Annotated in this window: 16 protein-coding genes; 10 read left to right on the top strand and 6 right to left on the bottom strand. The window is 53.5% G+C overall.

The genetic code is table 11. The features are described 5' to 3' along the window. The first annotated feature begins 7 nt into the window (after positions 1-7). From ccoP to ACGHAD_RS11170, 10 genes are all read left to right on the top strand, one after another. Entirely contained in the window at positions 8-913 is a 906-nt protein-coding gene (gene ccoP / locus ACGHAD_RS11215; RefSeq protein WP_339614770.1) for a cytochrome-c oxidase, cbb3-type subunit III, read from the top strand. A gap of 110 nt (positions 914-1,023) precedes the next feature. Further along, entirely contained in the window at positions 1,024-2,445 is a 1,422-nt protein-coding gene (ccoG, locus tag ACGHAD_RS11210) for a cytochrome c oxidase accessory protein CcoG (protein ID WP_382417552.1), read from the top strand. Between the two features lie 67 nt (positions 2,446-2,512). Then, on the top strand, positions 2,513-3,046 hold the full coding sequence (locus ACGHAD_RS11205) for a FixH family protein (protein ID WP_382417550.1): 534 nt from the start codon (positions 2,513-2,515) through the stop codon (positions 3,044-3,046). 18 nt (positions 3,047-3,064) lie between these two features. Then, the gene (locus ACGHAD_RS11200; protein WP_382417548.1) at positions 3,065-5,437 is read left to right on the top strand and encodes a heavy metal translocating P-type ATPase; all 2,373 of its coding nucleotides are present in this window, start codon (positions 3,065-3,067) and stop codon (positions 5,435-5,437) included. Between the two features lie 21 nt (positions 5,438-5,458). Further along, positions 5,459-5,701: a cbb3-type cytochrome oxidase assembly protein CcoS gene (gene ccoS / locus ACGHAD_RS11195; RefSeq protein ID WP_382417546.1), complete on the top strand. Its 243-nt coding sequence runs from the start codon at positions 5,459-5,461 to the stop codon at positions 5,699-5,701. Further along, a complete protein-coding gene (locus ACGHAD_RS11190; RefSeq protein ID WP_382417544.1) occupies positions 5,694-6,431 on the top strand; it encodes a sulfite exporter TauE/SafE family protein in 738 nt (245 codons plus the stop codon). The genes ccoS and ACGHAD_RS11190 overlap by 8 nt, the downstream gene beginning before the upstream one ends. Before the next feature lie 269 nt (positions 6,432-6,700). After that, complete coding sequence (locus tag ACGHAD_RS11185; protein ID WP_339614776.1) at positions 6,701-8,419, top strand: hypothetical protein; 1,719 nt, start codon at positions 6,701-6,703, stop codon at positions 8,417-8,419. Between the two features lie 199 nt (positions 8,420-8,618). Further along, positions 8,619-9,560: an MBL fold metallo-hydrolase gene (locus ACGHAD_RS11180; protein WP_382417542.1), complete on the top strand. Its 942-nt coding sequence runs from the start codon at positions 8,619-8,621 to the stop codon at positions 9,558-9,560. A gap of 23 nt (positions 9,561-9,583) precedes the next feature. Further along, positions 9,584-10,891, top strand: a complete 1,308-nt coding sequence (locus tag ACGHAD_RS11175) for a DUF945 family protein (RefSeq protein WP_382417540.1) — start codon at positions 9,584-9,586, stop codon at positions 10,889-10,891. Between the two features lie 110 nt (positions 10,892-11,001). Beyond that, the gene (locus ACGHAD_RS11170; RefSeq protein WP_382417538.1) at positions 11,002-11,475 is read left to right on the top strand and encodes a Spy/CpxP family protein refolding chaperone; all 474 of its coding nucleotides are present in this window, start codon (positions 11,002-11,004) and stop codon (positions 11,473-11,475) included. A gap of 140 nt (positions 11,476-11,615) precedes the next feature. Here ACGHAD_RS11170 and ACGHAD_RS11165 read toward each other — a convergent pair whose 3' ends face one another. The 6 genes from ACGHAD_RS11165 to rsxD all read right to left on the bottom strand — a co-directional run bounded on the left by ACGHAD_RS11165 (position 11,616) and on the right by rsxD (position 17,210). Continuing rightward, positions 11,616-12,956 carry an ATP-binding protein gene (locus ACGHAD_RS11165; RefSeq protein WP_382417536.1) on the bottom strand — a complete coding sequence of 447 codons (1,341 nt, stop codon included), beginning with the start codon at positions 12,954-12,956 and terminating at the stop codon, positions 11,616-11,618. Next, positions 12,953-13,624: a response regulator transcription factor gene (locus ACGHAD_RS11160; RefSeq protein ID WP_339614781.1), complete on the bottom strand. Its 672-nt coding sequence runs from the start codon at positions 13,622-13,624 to the stop codon at positions 12,953-12,955. Before ACGHAD_RS11160 ends, ACGHAD_RS11165 begins: the two co-directional genes overlap by 4 nt. Positions 13,625-13,731: 107 nt before the next feature. After that, positions 13,732-14,577 carry a mechanosensitive ion channel domain-containing protein gene (locus tag ACGHAD_RS11155; RefSeq protein WP_339614782.1) on the bottom strand — a complete coding sequence of 282 codons (846 nt, stop codon included), beginning with the start codon at positions 14,575-14,577 and terminating at the stop codon, positions 13,732-13,734. A 199-nt stretch (positions 14,578-14,776) separates the two neighbouring features. Beyond that, on the bottom strand, positions 14,777-15,493 hold the full coding sequence (locus tag ACGHAD_RS11150; RefSeq protein ID WP_382417533.1) for an electron transport complex subunit E: 717 nt from the start codon (positions 15,491-15,493) through the stop codon (positions 14,777-14,779). Further along, positions 15,490-16,158, bottom strand: coding sequence for an electron transport complex subunit RsxG (gene rsxG / locus ACGHAD_RS11145; RefSeq protein ID WP_382417531.1), 669 nt, complete (start codon positions 16,156-16,158; stop codon positions 15,490-15,492). Before rsxG ends, ACGHAD_RS11150 begins: the two co-directional genes overlap by 4 nt. Beyond that, a complete protein-coding gene (gene rsxD, locus ACGHAD_RS11140) occupies positions 16,158-17,210 on the bottom strand; it encodes an electron transport complex subunit RsxD (protein WP_339614785.1) in 1,053 nt (350 codons plus the stop codon). The genes rsxG and rsxD overlap by 1 nt, the downstream gene beginning before the upstream one ends. Positions 17,211-17,251 lie beyond the last annotated feature (41 nt).

Genomic DNA, 17,251 nt, shown 5'->3' with positions numbered 1-17,251 from the left:
ATTTACTATGAGCATTTTTTGGAATATTTGGATTATCGGCCTCACCTTAACCAACTTAGCTCTGCTTTTTTGGGTGTTAATGGCCAATCGCAAAGTGGCGGTGCGGGACGACGAAGCGCCCGAAAACCGCACCACGGGCCACGTTTACGACGGTATTGAGGAGTACGACAACCCGCTGCCCAGCTGGTGGTTTAAATTGTTCCTCGCCACCTTTGTCTTTGCCGGTGTGTATTTAATTATTTATCCCGGTTTGGGTTCATACAAAGGTTTAGCTGGCTGGACGTCCCACAACCAGCTCGAGGGACAACAGCAAAAAGCCGATGAGCTTTACTCTGAGCAGTTTGGCGAATACAGCGCTATGCCCATTGAAGAACTGGCGCGCAACTCGGATGCCATGAAAATGGGCCTGCGTTTATTTGCCAACAACTGCGCCGTTTGTCACGGCGCAGACGGTGGCGGTAACTATGGGTTTCCCAATCTGACGGATCACGATTGGCTGTACGGGGGCGAGCCTGCCACTATTAAGCAAACCATCACCGGTGGTCGCAAAGGCGCTATGCCAGCATGGGCACCGATTTTGGGTGAAGAGGGTGTTCACGAAACGGCTGAGTACGTCTTGAGCCTCAGTGGTCGTGAGCACGATGCCGAATTGGCTGAAGCCGGCGCTAAACACTTTGCCCAAAACTGCGTGGTCTGCCACGGCTCGGATGGTAAAGGCACTCAGGCGATGGGTGCGCCTAACTTGACCGATGATATTTGGCTTTATGGCGGCGAGCCGCAGGATATTCGTCAAACCTTGCGCGAAGGTCGCAACGGTGTGATGCCGGCACAGCAGGATCTGCTAAAAGAAAGCCGTATTCATTTGTTGGCGGCTTATGTGTATAGCTTGTCTTTACCAATAGACGAGCAGTAACCACTCCCGGCCGAGACTATGTTTCGGCCGTCTCTCCAGCCAGTGCCTTGGGTAATTTATGGGCACATCGCTGGGTGTCTGGGTAAACCCACTCGCAATGAGGTGTAGCTGTGAGTAAAGACCCGTCTTCGTCAGAGCAGGCTGCCGGCGAACCTACCATTCGTTACGTCAATTTATACGAAGCCGAAGACAAAGTTTATACCCGTCGTATTACCGGCTTTTATCAAAAACTGCGTCGCTATACCGGCCTGCCACTGATTGCTGGTTTTGTGCTAATGCCTTGGTTGTCCATTGATGGGCGCCCGGCGATGTTATTCGATTTAGCCAACCGAAAATTTCACATTCTCTGGACCACATTCTGGCCGCAGGACGGCATTTACCTCGCCTGGCTACTGATTATTGCCGCGTTTTTGTTGTTTACCGTCACCGTACTGGTGGGGCGGGTGTGGTGCGGTTTTACCTGCCCCCAAACCGTTTGGACGCAGATGTTTATCTGGGCGGAATTTCTGTGTCAGGGCGACAGAAACAAGCGAATAAAGCTAGACGCCGCCCCGTGGAGTATGAATAAAGCGCTGCGTATCGGTGCAACACACGCGATTTGGGTGCTTATTGCACTGGTAACCGCATTAACGTTTGTCGGCTATTTTGTTCCGGTGCGAGAGTTAATTGGTGGCCTACTGCAGTTTGATAGCAGCGTTCCGGTGGTTTTTTGGGTGGCGTTTTTTACCTTAGCCACTTACACCAACGCCGGCTTTATGCGCCAGCAGGTGTGTAAGTACATGTGCCCTTACGCCCGTTTCCAATCGGTGATGTACGATTCCGATACCTTGACGGTGTTTTATAATCACATTCGCGGTGAAAAACGAGGCCCTCGCAAAGTCGGCGAGGACTATAAAGCCGAAGGCAAGGGCGACTGTATCGATTGCTCTTGGTGTGTGCAGGTGTGTCCGGTCGACATTGATATTCGCGATGGCATGCAAGCCGAATGCATCGACTGCGGTTTGTGCGTGGACGCTTGTAATACCGTGATGGATAAAATGGAATACCCTCGCGGGTTGATCAGTTTTACGACCGAAGACGCGATTAAAGAGGGTAAAACCCGGGTGTTGCGACCGCGTTTGATTGGCTACTTGGTGGTGCTGGTGGTGATGATTGCGGTATTTGTCAGCAACCTGACGCACCGTACCCCGTTAGGGTTAGAGGTTCTGCGCGATCGTGGAGTACGGATGTATCGCATTAGCGGCAAAGATGTGCAAAACGTGTACACCTTAAAGATCAATAATATGGATAATGAGCCGCACCGTTACGACATTACCCTTAACGGTGAGTTTGATTTTCAACTGCAGGGCTACCGGGCCTTAGAGGTTGAGTCGGGTGAGTTGTTAACCATTCCGGTGCGGGTGGCGGTGCCTCGCGAGGCGTTAACTGAGGTGAAGTCCGAGATAGAATTTACCTTGACGGCGAAAGACAAGCCGACACTTAGCACCACTAATAATTCATCATTTATCGGTCCGCAACAGCGAGAGTACTGAAGCTTGCAGCGCGGGCGTTGAGCGTTTGGTCGCCCGTTTTGATCGTAATCACACAGTAAGAGAGCATATGACTACAGCAGCGCAAAAACTTGAACGCCCATGGTACAAAGAGCCTTGGTTATGGTTTGTGTTAACGCCGCTAATTGTGGTGGTCGTTGTGTCAATGGTGACTGTGACGCTAGCGGTTAAATACGCTGACGATACGGTGATTGACAACTACTACAAAGAAGGGCGCATGATTAACCAAAGCCTTGAGCAAGACAAGCGCGCGAAACTGTGGGGGTTGACGGCGGATATGAGTTGGCAGGCCGAGGGCCGTGAGTTAACGGTTGTACTGCACTCCGACGCCATCCCTATGCCGGCGAGCTTATCGCTGTGGCTTGACCATCCATTTGATGAAAAGCAAGATGCGTTTATGGTGTTGCAGCGCAGCGGTAAAAACCAGTTTCACGGTACCTTGCCCGCTTTTGACAACCTCTGGTACGTCACGCTAGCGCCCGAGCAAACTCGCGACGCGCGCCGAGCTGCCCCCTGGCGCTTGCGCACAGAGGTTAACTTTGCCGAGCGCACTGACGTAAAGCTCGCGCCTCCCGCACCTTAACTACGCGCTAGCGCCGTTTTGGAAATCATTTATTGCTATCATTGTGCCGAGCCCGTGCCAGCGGGCGTCGACTATACGGTAGAGATCGGCGGTGAGCCACAAGCCATGTGTTGCCCCGGCTGCCAGGCCGTGGCTAGCGCCATTGTCGATGGCGGCCTCACGCGCTTTTATCAGTACCGCACCGAAGCCAGCGAGCGCCCAACGAACGACGGGGCACCGAGCTGGCACATCTACGACTTACCCGAGATTCAGCAAGATTTTGTGGTCGAACTGCCGGGCGGTCATGCCCAGGCCAATTTATTATTAGAAGGAATCAGTTGTGCGGCCTGCAGCTGGCTTATTGAAACCCACCTCTATCGGCTTGATGGTGTGGAGCAGGTGCGGGTCAACGTCACCAGCTTTCGCACGCAAATCACCTACAATCCCGAGACTATTGCGTTAAGTCACGTCTTAAGCGAGCTGCACGCCATTGGCTATCGGCCGCGTCCGGCCACCGACGATCAACAGCGCGCTCTGGAGGTGCGGGACAATCGTCTGGCGTTGGCCCGCCTTGGTGTGGCTGGCTTTGGCATGATGCAGGCGGGCATGGTGGCGGTGGGGTTGTACACAGGGGCAAGTGACGAGTGGCAATCGCTGTTGCGCGGTTTGAGCATGTTGCTCTCGACTCCGGTGGTGTTTTTTAGCGCCTGGCCTTTTTTTCGTGCCGCTTGGCGCAGCCTTAAAGCCGGGCAGCTGGTTATGGATGTCCCTGTGGCATTGGCGGTGGGTATTGGTTATGGCGCCAGTTGCTGGGCGACCTTTACCGGCACTGGCGATGTGTACTTTGAATCGATCGCCATGTTTGTGTTTTTTTTATTGGTGGGGCGCTATCTAGAGATGCGTGCGCGGTATCGGCATCGCATCGGCGGCGCCAATATTGCCCAGCTGTTACCGCCGGTGGCCAATCGCTGGGAGGCGGACGAGTGGCGTCAGGTAGCGGTTAAAATGCTGCGCACTGATGACCGTATTCGAGTGGCCGCAGGGGACACATTTCCCGCTGATGGCGAGGTGCTTGCGGGGGCCTCGGGTGTGAATGAGGCATTGCTGACGGGCGAGTCGGTTCCCGTGGCTAAAGGTGTTGGCAGTTTTGTGATTGCCGGCAGCCAAAACAATGAAAGCCCGCTGGAAATTCGCGTTAGTGCGATTGGCGGGCAAACTCAGCTGTCGGCTATCGAACAACTAATAGGCCGGGCTCAGGCCGAAAAGCCACCGCAAATGGCGCTGGCCGATAAAGTGGCGCGCTATTTTATCGCGGTTGTGCTGTTGGTTTGCACCGCAGTATTTACGGTATGGAGCTTTGTGGCACCGGAGCGAGCGCTGTGGGTGGCTTTGTCGGTATTGGTCGTTACCTGTCCCTGCGCGTTAGCGCTTGCCATGCCAACCGCGATTACCGCCGCGACTGAGTACTTGCGCCGCACTGGTGTGCTGATCGCTCGGGGCCATGTGCTCGAGACTTTAACCAAGGTCAATCGGGTGATTTTTGACAAAACTGGCACCCTGACCGAAGGGCAACTGTGTGTCGCCGAGGTTAAATCGTTGGCTGAGGGGGTAGATCGCGAGCACCTCTTAGCGCTGTGCGCCGCGCTAGAGCAGGGCAGCAACCACCCCATAGCCCGGGCTTTTAGCGGCTTTGAGACGGAGGTTACCGCCAGCTCTATAAGGCAGGTAACCGGCGGCGGTGTTAGCGGCCAGGTTGGCGCTGCGACTTATCGCTTGGGCAATACCGCGTTTGCCGGTGGTGAGGATGCTCCCAAGCTGCCGTCCGAGCCGTATTTGTGGCTACTACTGACACGCGATGGCGTGCCCCAAGCTTTTATCGGCTTGGCCGATCAAGTGCGCCAAGAGGCCGCAGGTGTTGTGGCTGCGCTGGCGCAAAACGGGTTGGCAGTGGAGCTACTGAGCGGCGATACCGCAGCCAATACCGCGCGCTTGGCGCACGAGCTGGGTATTGGCACCTATATGGGGGCCGTGTCGCCGGCTGACAAGCTCGCGCGGTTGCAGCAACGCCAAGCTCAGGGCGATACCATTTTAATGGTGGGTGATGGCATTAACGATGTGCCGACCCTGTCTGGTGCCGATGTTTCTATTGCGATGGCTGGCGCTTCTGACCTTGCCCGCACCCACGCCGACTGCCTGCTGTTGCAACACAGCCTGCAGCCGCTGCTATTGTGCCTAAGCCGGGCCCGCGCGACGCGCACGGTTATTCGGCAGAACCTGACTTTATCGCTTGTGTACAATACCGTAGCCCTGCCGCTGGCGGCCCTTGGCTTGGTGCCGCCCTGGGCGGCGGCGCTTGGCATGACTGCCAGCTCGCTGCTGGTGGTGCTAAATGCATTGCGGTTAACCCGCTAGTTGACCTTAAGAGGCCTGATTGTGGACAGCTTGTATTTGCTTATACCCATTGCCCTGGTGTTTGTTGCTATTGCGATTCGGGTGTTTTTTTGGGCTATTAACTCAGGCCAGTACGATAACCTTGATACCGAGGCCCACCGCATCTTATTTGATGATGACGAGACTGCCAGCGCCTCTGAACCGCAGCAAAGCGACCCCCACCCCAACGGCAGTCATAAAACAGGGCGCACCAAGCGCGCTGCGGGCGAGCCTCACGATGATTGATGCTGCGGCTTTAAGCACCGGCTTACTGTTGGGCTTTTTTAGTAGCACTCACTGCTTGGGTATGTGTGGCGGCATTATGGGCGCACTGACCATGGCCGTTGAGAGCCCATCACAATGGCGCGCTGCTGCGATAGTCGTCTGTTATAACCTGGGCCGCTTGGCAAGTTACGCGCTGTTGGGGGCATTGGCCGGGGCGTTTGGCGAAACGGTCTATGCCCTAGGGGCGGCAACTGTATTGCGTGTTATTGCCGCTGCACTGTTGTTTGCCATGGCCTTTTATTTGGCCGGCTGGTGGCGCGGGCTGTTAAAGCTCGAGGCCATTGGCCAGCGTTTGTGGCGTTATATTCAGCCCATAGGGCGCCGTCTAATGCCAGTGCGCGGGCCATTGCCGGCGCTGGGGTTGGGGCTTGTGTGGGGTTGGTTGCCCTGCGGTCTGGTATACAGTGCGCTTGGTTATGCCATGACGCAGCCTGCGGCTTCGGCCGGCGCACTGTTTATGCTCGCCTTTGGGGTTGGCACTTTGCCCGCGGTTTTATTAGCGGCTTTTGCGACTGGTCGGGTGCGTGGCTGGGCCCAGCGGCGCAGCTTGCGGTTGGCGGGGGCCTTGCTGTTGCTAGTTTTTGCCGGCTGGACGCTCTACGGGGCGCTTGCCCCTAGTCATGCCCATCACAATCACGGCTCGGCCCCGCCCGCGAGCGAGGCCCAGGGTCACTCCCACCATCACCACTAGTGCGCAGCGCTGGTTAAAATCTCGCCAACAAAAAGATTTATGATCTCGTTTACACTTTTATATGGCGCGTCTTAATAGTCGTGGTAACCTAGATTGACCAGATAAAACAGATTGTTAGGAGTACCCGTGATAAAACCACAAACTCGGGGTGTGCAAGGTAATCGCTCAGGTGTTGATCTAATTTGTGTATGTTAAACCCTAAAATATTCAATAACCTGAGGTTGCCCCGATTTCGTGGTCGGGGCCGTGGGCAAAGCTTTGTTGGTGCCTTGTCCCGCTGCATTTTGCTAGGGTTTGCGGTAATTATTGTCGTGCTACCGGCGTTAGCGCAGGCGCGCGAGAGCGAGCTAGAACAGCAGCTTCGCGGTATCGAAGAAGACTTGCCCGAGGGCTGCCAAAAGCTGGATATCCGCGAGACCATTCGCAAACGTTTTACCGGTAGCCGCATCAGTACAGAAGATATTGAATCACTGCAGGGCATGACCATCCGTTCGATTGGTTACTTACAGGTCGGGGTTTTTGACGAAGAGAACCCCGATGAGAACAATAGCCTCTATCGTTTTTTAAACAAAATTCATATTAATACCAAAGAGTATGTCGTGGCGCCTCAGCTGTTGTTTGAGGAAGGCGACAGCCTTGATGCCGATATTATTTTAGAAACCGAGCGGCTGTTGCGTACCCGGGGTTACTTTTATACCGCGTTTATCGTGCCCCATGTGATTTGTGAAGGGCAGGTGGATTTGGTTGTGGTAACCCGCGATAGCTGGTCGCTTGAGGTCGAGGCTTCTTTTAGTCACAGCGGTGGCGACTCTGAGTCGAGCTTTGGGTTTAGTGAAGGCAATATTTTTGGTTCGGGCAATAGCTTTTCGGTCGGTTACGAGCAAGAAAACGAAAGCAAGGGCATGAGCTATACCTTTCGCACCGACCACCTGTTAAATTCTCGTGTTTCGACACGATTATCTTATGCCGATAAGTCCGATGGCGAAGATGTGATCGCCGAGGTCGAATTACCTTTCTATTCGCGCTCTTCAACGTGGGCCGGCGGTATTGCCTATCGAGATACCGGCGAAGAAGAAATTATTCGCGCTCAAGGGGAAGAGATCAGTCGCTTTCGCCATGAGCAGCTTTACCAAGAGGCTTTTGTCGGCCGCTTATTGCACTCCAACAAGCACTCAACGCAGCGTTTACTGGTCGGTGTTGCCAGCGAGGATGATACCTTTTACGCCACCGATGATACTTTTTTAGGGTTGCCTGATGCACGCGGCGCAAAGTACCCATGGGTAGAGTATCAATATCTAGAAGACCGTTACGCCATCTACCGGAACCTTAACCAAATTCAGCGCACCGAAGACGTTGCCATGGGCATCACTTTTGGTTTTCGTTTGGGGTATGGTGAGGCCGACCCTTCGAGTCATGGCAATGTGGTGCGCTACATCGGTAATTACCAGCATATTATCGGCGTGGGTGACGATCACTTGCTGGTATTGGAGCTGGGAGTCGATGGCCGCGACCATCTGGATTCCGATGGCCAAGATAGCGCCATTTGGCGCAGTAAAGTGGCTTACAACATCATGCAGAACGTCAATAATCGTTGGTACGCCAGCATTCGCTATGATGCGGGTCAAGATCTGGAGCAATACGAAGAGCTGACGGTGGGCGGAAGCGACGGTATGCGGGGTTATCCCGCTGACTTCCAACGAGGTAAAAAACGCACAGTGGCCACCATCGAGCGCCGCTATTACTCCGATTGGCACTTATTTAACCTTGTGAGGGTGGGTGCCGTGGGCTTTATCGAGGCGGGTAAGGCTTGGGATGGCCCCATTCAAGGGGACAACAAAGTGCTCGCCGATGTTGGTTTCGGTTTGCGTTTCAGCTCCAGTAAAGCGCGGGTGGGCAGTGTTGTACACGTTGATATTGCCACTCCTCTGGTAGAAAAAGATGGCATCGACGAGTACCAGCTGTTGATCGAAGCCAAAAGGCAGTTTTAGCTCTGTAGCCTGCCGCTACCCGCCGGCTTGCGGGGCGGACTTGGTTTTTGTCATAAATTTCATTTACAGTAGATCTTTTAGACGCGCTTAGCACCTATATCGCGGCGCTCTGTCTGTGTGATTGTTGATCGCGGGTCTGGCTGAATGTCTGCGCTGTTAAATGGCCAAGCGATTGATTGTCGATAAACAGGAGGTTGTTATGTTAAAGCATTTGCTTAATATGTCGGTACTCACCTTGGGGTTAACCATTGGCTTGGCGGGGCACGCGGCCGAAGGGCCTGAGTTTAAAACGCAAAAAATTGCCGAAGGTCTATATGTGGTGTCGGGGGTAGGAGGATTTACCGGCGGCAATATTCTTATCAGCACTGGTGATGACGGCACCGTAATGATTGATGATTCTATGCCACCGCTGTTAGACAAACTGCGTGCGGCCATTGCCGATATTAGTGGCGATGACATCGAGTTTTTGATTAACACCCATCTGCATGACGACCACACTGGCAACAATGCTGCATTTGCCACACAAGGCTCGCATATTGTGGCCCACGAAAAAATGCGCTCGCGTTTAAAGTTGGATGCAAAACGCACGGCCCAGGCGCTTCCGGTTATCACCTTAAATGACCAAATGAATTTTTATTTAAACGATCAGCCCGCCCGTGTGTTTCATTTGGCTCGGGCTCATACGGATGGCGACTTGGCCATCGAGTTTAGCGATGCCAATGTGCTTCACACTGGCGATGTGTTGTTTAACGGTATGTTTCCGTTTATTGATCTCGATAGCGGCGGCAGTGTTGACGGCTATATTGCGGCGCAAAAAACATTGCTTGAGATGGTTGATGACAATACAGTGATTGTTCCGGGCCACGGCGCCTTAGCTAAAAAAGCGGATTTGCAGCGTGCCAACAAAATGCTGATGGATGCTCGCCAGAAAGTGGCAAAGTTAATTGCACAAGGTGAAACCGAAAAAGAAATTTTGGCGGCCAACCCGCTGGCAGAGTACCACGACGACTGGAGTTGGGACTTTATTACCACCGAAAAAATGACGCGTACTTTGTATCGCGATCTGACTGCGCATCGTCATGCCAGTACTAGCACCAATAGCACTAAACCTGCCGGGGGCCATGCCGGCCACAGCCATTAAATATCAATAAATAGGGACGATCGATGAAAAAAATTTTAGGGTTAATACTTGTGGTTTTGGCCTACGTGGGCTTGAGTTATTACTCGGGCATGGTGGGCGAGCAATACATTAAAGATCAGGTAGAGCTTAACCGCATTCAGGCAAATAATGCGAACATCAGTCTTGATGTTGCGAACTATCAGCGCGGCGTATTTAAAAGTAGCTTCGACTTTAGTGCGCAAACGAACGCCGAACAGTTTGATCTTGAGTCGGCGACAGTAGACTCTAAAGCCGAAGTTTTTCACGGTCCGGTTATTTTTGCCGACGGCTTAAAGTTTGGTTGGTTTTACGCTCGCACCGAAAATGCGTTAACCACGAGCGACTCCGACGTCAATGCTTTGCTTGCCACCATATTACCCCAAGGGCTTGGTCGGCTTAGTATGCTGGGCGAATACGGGGGCAGCTACGACGCCAGCTGGCGTACTGATGTCATCGCCTTTCAGGATGAAAATGGTCAATTTAACGTTGCTGGCCTTGATGTTCACAGCACCGGCTCGTTTGATTCGCTCGATTCAAGCAGTACCATCACCACCGGCGATATTAGCGCGCGTAGCAGCGATGGTATGGAGCTGGCGGTGACACCGATCCACGGTGAACTGGATGTGGAGTTTATTGCGCCGCAGGTGCCGCTGTCCTCCGGCCGTATGCAGGTGGATACTATTACGATAACGTCAGCCGAAGGACAGCAGAGCGTCGTTAATAACCTTGAGTTTGTGCAGCGCCAACGAGTAGAAAACGACAAAGTAGACACCAAAGTTCGCATGAGTGTAGCAAGTGTCGCAGGCGCTATGCCAATGAGTAACTTGTATTATGAGGTGGAGTTTAATCAGGTCAGCCAAGCTGCGATTGCCGCATGGGCCGAGTTGTCACCCAAGCTGCAAACGGCTGATGATTTCAGTGCCTATGAACAAGAGCTCAATGATGCGCTGGCGCTGCTGCTGCATAAAGACTTGGCGCTGAGAATGGCCAGCGGTGGTGAGGCTATGGGTGGCTACGTTAACACCAAGTTGGATTTAAACTATGTGCCACCAGTTGGCGGCCGTACCATAGCGAGTTTGACGACAGCCGATGAATACCTAAAGCTGATTAAAGGCAGCGGCCAGGTGGTTATCTCTAAAGAGATTATGAACGGCACGCCGCTGATGTTTTTACTGTCGCCTTATATGGATACCTATATTGTCCAGCAGGGAGATGAGTATGTCGTTAACGCCCGAATCAGCGACGGCAAGTTATGGGTTGGCGATACACCTATCGACCTAACGCCGATCGTTGCGGCATACCTCGCGCAGTAAGCGCGAGGTTTTCAGTAATTTACATAGGCGCAACAAGGGTTTTCGTTGCTAACGGTACTCTGTAAGGGTAGTGATCATTCGTTTACTGATTACCCCTTAGGAGATACACAATGAAAAAGACACTGACTACTTTAGCGTTAACCTCAGCATTGGTACTGACTACCGCAGCTTATGCGGGTAACGGCCCGCGCGATATGATGGGGCCTGCAGCGCTACTAAACGACCGGGTTGCCGAGCGCTTGGCGTTAACCGACGATCAGCAAGTGCGAATTTCTGAGCTGATTGAGTTACATCGCAGCCAGTATCCACAAGGCGACGCTAAAGAGGCCTTTGCGCAAAAACGTGAGGCGATGGACGCTTTAATGACGGAGCCTGAGTTTGACGAGTCTGCGGCACGGGCATTGTTAAGCGAGGATACCGAGCGTCGGTTGGCCGGTATGAAGTTGCGCCATGACCTTGCTCAAGTACTGACCGACGGGCAGCGCGAAAAGCTTGAGAAAATACGTGAGCGTCAACACAAAAAAGGGCGCAATAGCAAAGGTCGCGATGGCGAGCGCCGTGGCGGGAAGCCGGAGCGTTATTAAGTGGTTGCCGGCTTACATTAAGGGTTACGACTGATAAGCAGTTGGCAGTAACCTCGCAGAAACAAAAAAACGGTGCCACTTGGCACCGTTTTTTGGTTAGCGTATTGCTTCGGTTGCTTAAGTGGTTATCCCTAAAACTGTCATGTGCTTTGCTGGGTAGCGTGGGGCAAACCGGGGTAGCTTAGGGTAAAGCACAGCCCGCCCGATGGGGCAGGGCTGGCGGTTATATTGGCGCCCAGAGCCTGCGCGGCAGCGTGCGCGATGGCGAGGCCCAAGCCGATATTACCTTGGTGGCCTCGGGCCGGATCTCCTCGGTAAAAGGGCTCAAACAAATGCGCTAACCGCTCAGCGCTAACCCCCGGGCCGTTGTCGGATACACGCAGTTGCCAAGCACCGGCTTGAGCGCTGCTGAGTGTAACCTCAATGGTGTCGGCGTAACGGCATGCATTTGACAGTAAATTATCCAGCACGCGCTGCAACAGCTGCGGTTTGGTGTTGACCGTGAGTTGCGAGGGGCCGCTGTAAATGAGCTGCTTGCCCTCGCTTTGAAAGCGCCAATCGTCGATAGCTTGTTGCACTTGTTCGGCGATGTCGGTGCTTTCATTTTGTTCCTGGTAGTTAGAACCCTCCAAGCGCGATAGAGTTAATACTTGATCGACTAAATGCTCTAAGGTTTCACACTCTTTTTCTATACGATCAATATACGAATTGCTGCCCTGGTCGGCCAGTAAACCGGCGGCTAACTTTAGCCGCGTAAGAGGCGAGCGCAACTCATGGGAAACGTCGGCCAGCAACCGTTGCTGGGTCGCGATGGAGGTTTGCAGTTTTTCGGCCATTAGATTGAAATCGTGACCTAGCTGACCCAGCTCGCCTTTGCCCGATGCCACGCGGACGGATAACTGGCCGTCTCCGAATTGTCGTGCGGCGCGTGACAGATGTCGAATAGGGCGGCTAAGCCAGCGCGCCAATATGAGCGATAACAGTAGCACCAGCGCCATAGACGCAATCAGCCGCCAGTGGGGTGAGTCTCGTAGTGCTTGGCGCCAAATGGGTACTGGCTGTGGGGGCATAACCCAAACCGCCAGCAGGGGGCGGTCTCGGGTGTTAATAAGGAACGGGCCGATGGCCACCAAACCGCGATCTAGCGCTAAGGTATGCACGGTGTCTTGACTTGCAAGCTCGGCTAAACGCCAGTGCATTCGGTCTCTCTCGATCGGTTCGAGGGTGGTTGGATCGTAAAAGGCTAAACCGTGCCGATTGCGGCCTTTGAGTAATCGCTCTGACGACCGGCCGGCGTAACGCTGTAGCGAGCGTTGATATTGATGTAAGTCCTTCATTTGTTGTGCGCTGGGTTGGTGCAGCTCGTCGTGCCGGTCTAGATAGTTACCCAAAAAAAAGTTGGCTACCAACAGCAACGTTAGTGAGAGCCAGAACCATAAAAATAATCGCCCGGTAAAACCGCTAAAAAAAGACAGCTTCATGTGCTTTGCGCCAGTAACTGATAGCCGGAGCCTCGGACGGTCTTAATACAAGGGGCGGCGTTAATGGCCGTCATTTTTTTGCGTATATGGGAGATGTGAATATCAATATGACGATCAAACGGTTGTAGTCTGCGGCCAAATGCCTCACGCGAAATCATGTCTTTATCGACCAACTCACCGGCTCGGTCAAACAAAATGTGCAGTACGCGAAACTCGGCTGCTGTCAGGTCCAGGTGCTCGTCAAAATAATAGGCCTCAAACGACTCCGGTTTCATTCGTAACGGGCCTGTCTGGGGCTTGGCCTGCGGTTGCAGTCGGCGCAAAATAGCTTGTATTCGGGCTACCAGTTCGCGATGAGAGAAAGGCTTGGCAACATAATCATCGGCGCCCAGCTCCAGCCCAAGCACTCGGTCAATCTCGTCGCCCCGTGCGGTGAGCATCAGTACGGGTACGTGAGTTTCTTGACGCAGTGCACGCAACACCTCAAAGCCACTCTGGCCGGGGAGCATGACATCCAGTAGCACTAAGTCGGGTTGCTCCTGTAAGGTAACGTTTAAACCCGTAATGCCGTCGTGGCTGGCGATAACGCTAAAACCGTTATCGCGCAGATAATCGCCCAGTAGCTCGCAAAGAGCTTCGTCATCATCGATGATATGTACACTTGTCATAGCGTTATTGTAGCTCCAGTGGCGTATCACTCACGGCTATTTACGTTAGTTTACGTCAAAAAAAACGGGGCCGAAGCCCCGTGTTGCGATACGACTAATGAAGCCGCTTAGGCCGCATCGGATTTCTGCGTAACAGGCGCGTCGGCGTGAACATCCATTTGTGGGAATGGGATCGTAATGCCGCCCTCGTCGAATGCAAGCTTGATGTTCTCAACCAAGTCGAATTTAACTGGCCAGAAATCAGATGTTTTAACCCAGGGGCGCACCACAAAGTTAACGCTGCTATCGGCTAACTCTGATACCGCAATGGTGGGGGCGGGCTCGGCCAGTACGCGTTCGTCGGCCTTAACCACACGTTCCATAATCTCTTTGGCTTTTTTGATGTCATCGCCGTAACTAATGCCAAATACCATATCTACCCGGCGGGTAGGCAGTTTGGAGTAGTTGGTAATGTTGTCATTGTAAATCTGGCCGTTGGGTACGATCACTTCTTTGTTGTCGGGAGTGTTTAAGGTCGTGGTGAAGATACTGATGGTTTTCACCACACCAGCGGTGCCACCGGCCTCAACGTAATCGCCGGCGGTAAAGGGGCGAAATACCAGCAATAAAAAGCCCGAGGCAAAGTTCTGCAGCGACCCCTGCAGTGCCAAACCAATGGCCAAGCCGGCGGCACCGATTAAGGCGATCATTGAGGTGGTATCGACACCGAGCTGATCCAGTGCCGCAATAATAACCACAATTAAGAGTAGGGCGTTGGCAATGGCTTGAACAAAGTCGACTAAGATATTATCCAGCTTAGTGCGGCCGAGCACTTTGCCCAGTAGGTTTACCAGAATTTTAACGACGATTTTACCGATAATAAATATTAGCAGCGCAGTGACAATATTAATGCCCCACGGAATGACATGATTGTGGACAAAGGTCATGACATCGTCTTGGTTAAACTCAAACATAGTGCTTCCCTCAATATTGATTGACCGTGGCTTGCGCCCGCGCGGATAAATATGACTGGCCAACGTTGGCGTGGAATTGTGTCAAACCTATGACGGCGGTTTAGGAACCGTCAGCGTTAGCTGATTATTGCCACTAATAGGCATCAGTGCAACTTTCAAAGGCATAACAACCGCACAAGGTTGTTATGCCGTATGAATTTTAGGCGATTGTACCGGTGGTGCGCACCCGTTTGTTGCCTTTTACCGGCTTCTCTTTGCGGGCCGCGGCGCGCTGGGCCTGATGATGGTCGATGATGTTTTTTAGCGCGATCAAAAAGCCCGTTACGATAAAGGCGCCGGGTGGCAAAATGGCGACTAAAAACCCTGGATAGTCGGCAAACAGCGTTAAGGTCCAACCCCGGGCAAGCTCGCCAAACAGCAGGTGCATATTGGCAAATAGGGTGCCGCTGCCCAAAATTTCACGTATCGCACCCACGGTCAGCAGCACCAAGGTAAAACCTATGCCCATCATTAAGCCGTCGATGGCGGAGGGCAATACCGGGTTTTTACTGGCAAAGGCATCGGCGCGGCCTAAAATGGCGCAGTTAGTAACGATCAACGGAATAAAGATCCCCAAAATCGTGTAGAGCTCGTAAGTGTACGCCTGCATTAATAACTCAATGCAGGTGGTGAGCGAGGCAATAATCATCACAAATGCCGGCAAGCGCACGGCATCGCTCACGGTTTTACGAATCAGTGATACGGCAATATTAGAGCTGGTCAGCACCATCATGGTGGCCAGCCCCAAACCCAGGGCATTGACCACTGAGCCGGACACGGCCAGCAGCGGGCACAGCCCCAGTAGCTGCACCAGCGCGGGGTTGTTGGTCCACAGACCTTTTTTACTGATCGTTTGCCATTCGGCGGTATTGCTCATCGCTTGTCACCTACGTTGCGCGGTGTGTTTACCTCAGCTTGCTCGGGGATCTCGAACAATAGGTTGCGCTCTGCTTGCACTTGTTGCAAGACCCGCTTGATTTGCCCGGTAACGGCGCGCGGGGTAATCGTCGCCCCGGTAAACTGGTCGAACTCGCCGCCGTCTTTTTTTACCGCCCAGCGCTCGGGCGCGGGGTCGGATAGTGACTTACCGTTAAAGCCTAAAATCCAATCGCTTTTGTTGGTGTCGACTTTATCGCCTAAACCCGGTGTCTCTTTGTGCACTAAGGCCCGCGCGCCGGCTACGGTGCCGTCGCGATTTACACCCACTAGCAAGCGGATGGCGCCACTGTAACCGTCGGGCGCGATGGCCGGGACGATAACGGCGATGACTTTACCGTTTTTGCGCGCGCGATAAATCGGCTCGGGCTGAGTAAGGCCTAAATCAGCCATCATGCCCGCCGGTGTGGCTATGGTGTCACTCAGCATGTCGTTATCGACGCGATCTGCGGTGACTAGCTCGTAAAGCGCGCGCTCGGCGGCTTGGCGCTCGGCCTCGGCGATACGATCGCGAGTGCTAACGTTGGTGACAGCCAGCACACCGGCGGTTACCAGGGCAAACAGCCCGAGCAAAACACTGTTTTTACTGATTGATGCGCCCAGCATTAGAGGTCAGCCTTTTTGGTTGCGCGTTGGCTTTTCTTGTGCCCGTAAGTGCGCGGCACGGTGTAATAATCGATAAAGGGTGCGGCAAAGTTCATGAGCAGCACCGCAAAGGCGATAGCGTCTGGGTAGTTGCCCCAAATACGAATAACGTATACCAGTACGCCGATGCTGGCACCGTAGATCAATCGGCCGCGATTACTTACCGCCGAGCTGACCGGGTCGGTGACGATAAAGAACGCCCCGAGCATGGTGGCACCCGAAAACAAATGAAACAAAGCCGAGCCACCGCTGCTTGAGCTGCCGCCATCGTAAAAAATAACCGCCATCAGGGCTAGCGCGGCAAGCATACTAACGGGCGCGTGCCAGGTAAAAATACGGCGGTACAATAAGTAAACGCCACCAACTAAAAAGGCGACATTGGCCCACTCCCAGCCGGCACCGGCAAACTGGCCGGCGGCGAGTACGGGGTCTTGTAGGTAAACACTGTCGAGCATCAACGAGCTGTTTTGTTTTACGGTATCCAGTGGGGTCGCGGCGGTGTAACCGTCAATGGCCGTGCCGGCCCAAATTTGTTTTAGCGCCTCGATTAATGTTGGTGTGTGGCCACCTACATCCATGGGCGCGGCCCACTGGCTCATTTGCAATGGAAACGAGATCAGCAAAATAACGTAGGCGACCATGGCCGGGTTAAACGGGTTAAACCCCATACCGCCGTACAGTTGTTTGGCCAGGACAATGGCGCAAAAGCTACCCACCACGACAAGCCACCAAGGGCAGTAGGGCGGTAACGCTAAACCGAGCAAAACGCCGGTAACCAGCGCGCTGCAATCGCGTAAGTAAAACAGTACGGGCCGGCCGCGCAGCGCCATAATGGCCGCTTCCAAGCCCATACAGACGGCACTGGCCAGCACCACATTGTGCAAAGCGCCGATACCAAAAAAGTACGTCAGCACGGCCAGCCCTGGCAACGTCGCCATAACCACGGTGCGCATGACCTGACCGGTGCCTAAGGCCCGGTGCGTATGCGGTGATGTGATGCGTGTCAGTGCCATGGTGTGTTCCGTCGGTTAAAGGCTAAACCTATAAAGCCTAC

It is taken from the genome of Gilvimarinus japonicus, assembly GCF_042847215.1.
Lineage (GTDB): Bacteria > Pseudomonadota > Gammaproteobacteria > Pseudomonadales > Cellvibrionaceae > Gilvimarinus > Gilvimarinus japonicus.
This window is presented reverse-complemented; position numbering and strand designations above follow the sequence as displayed.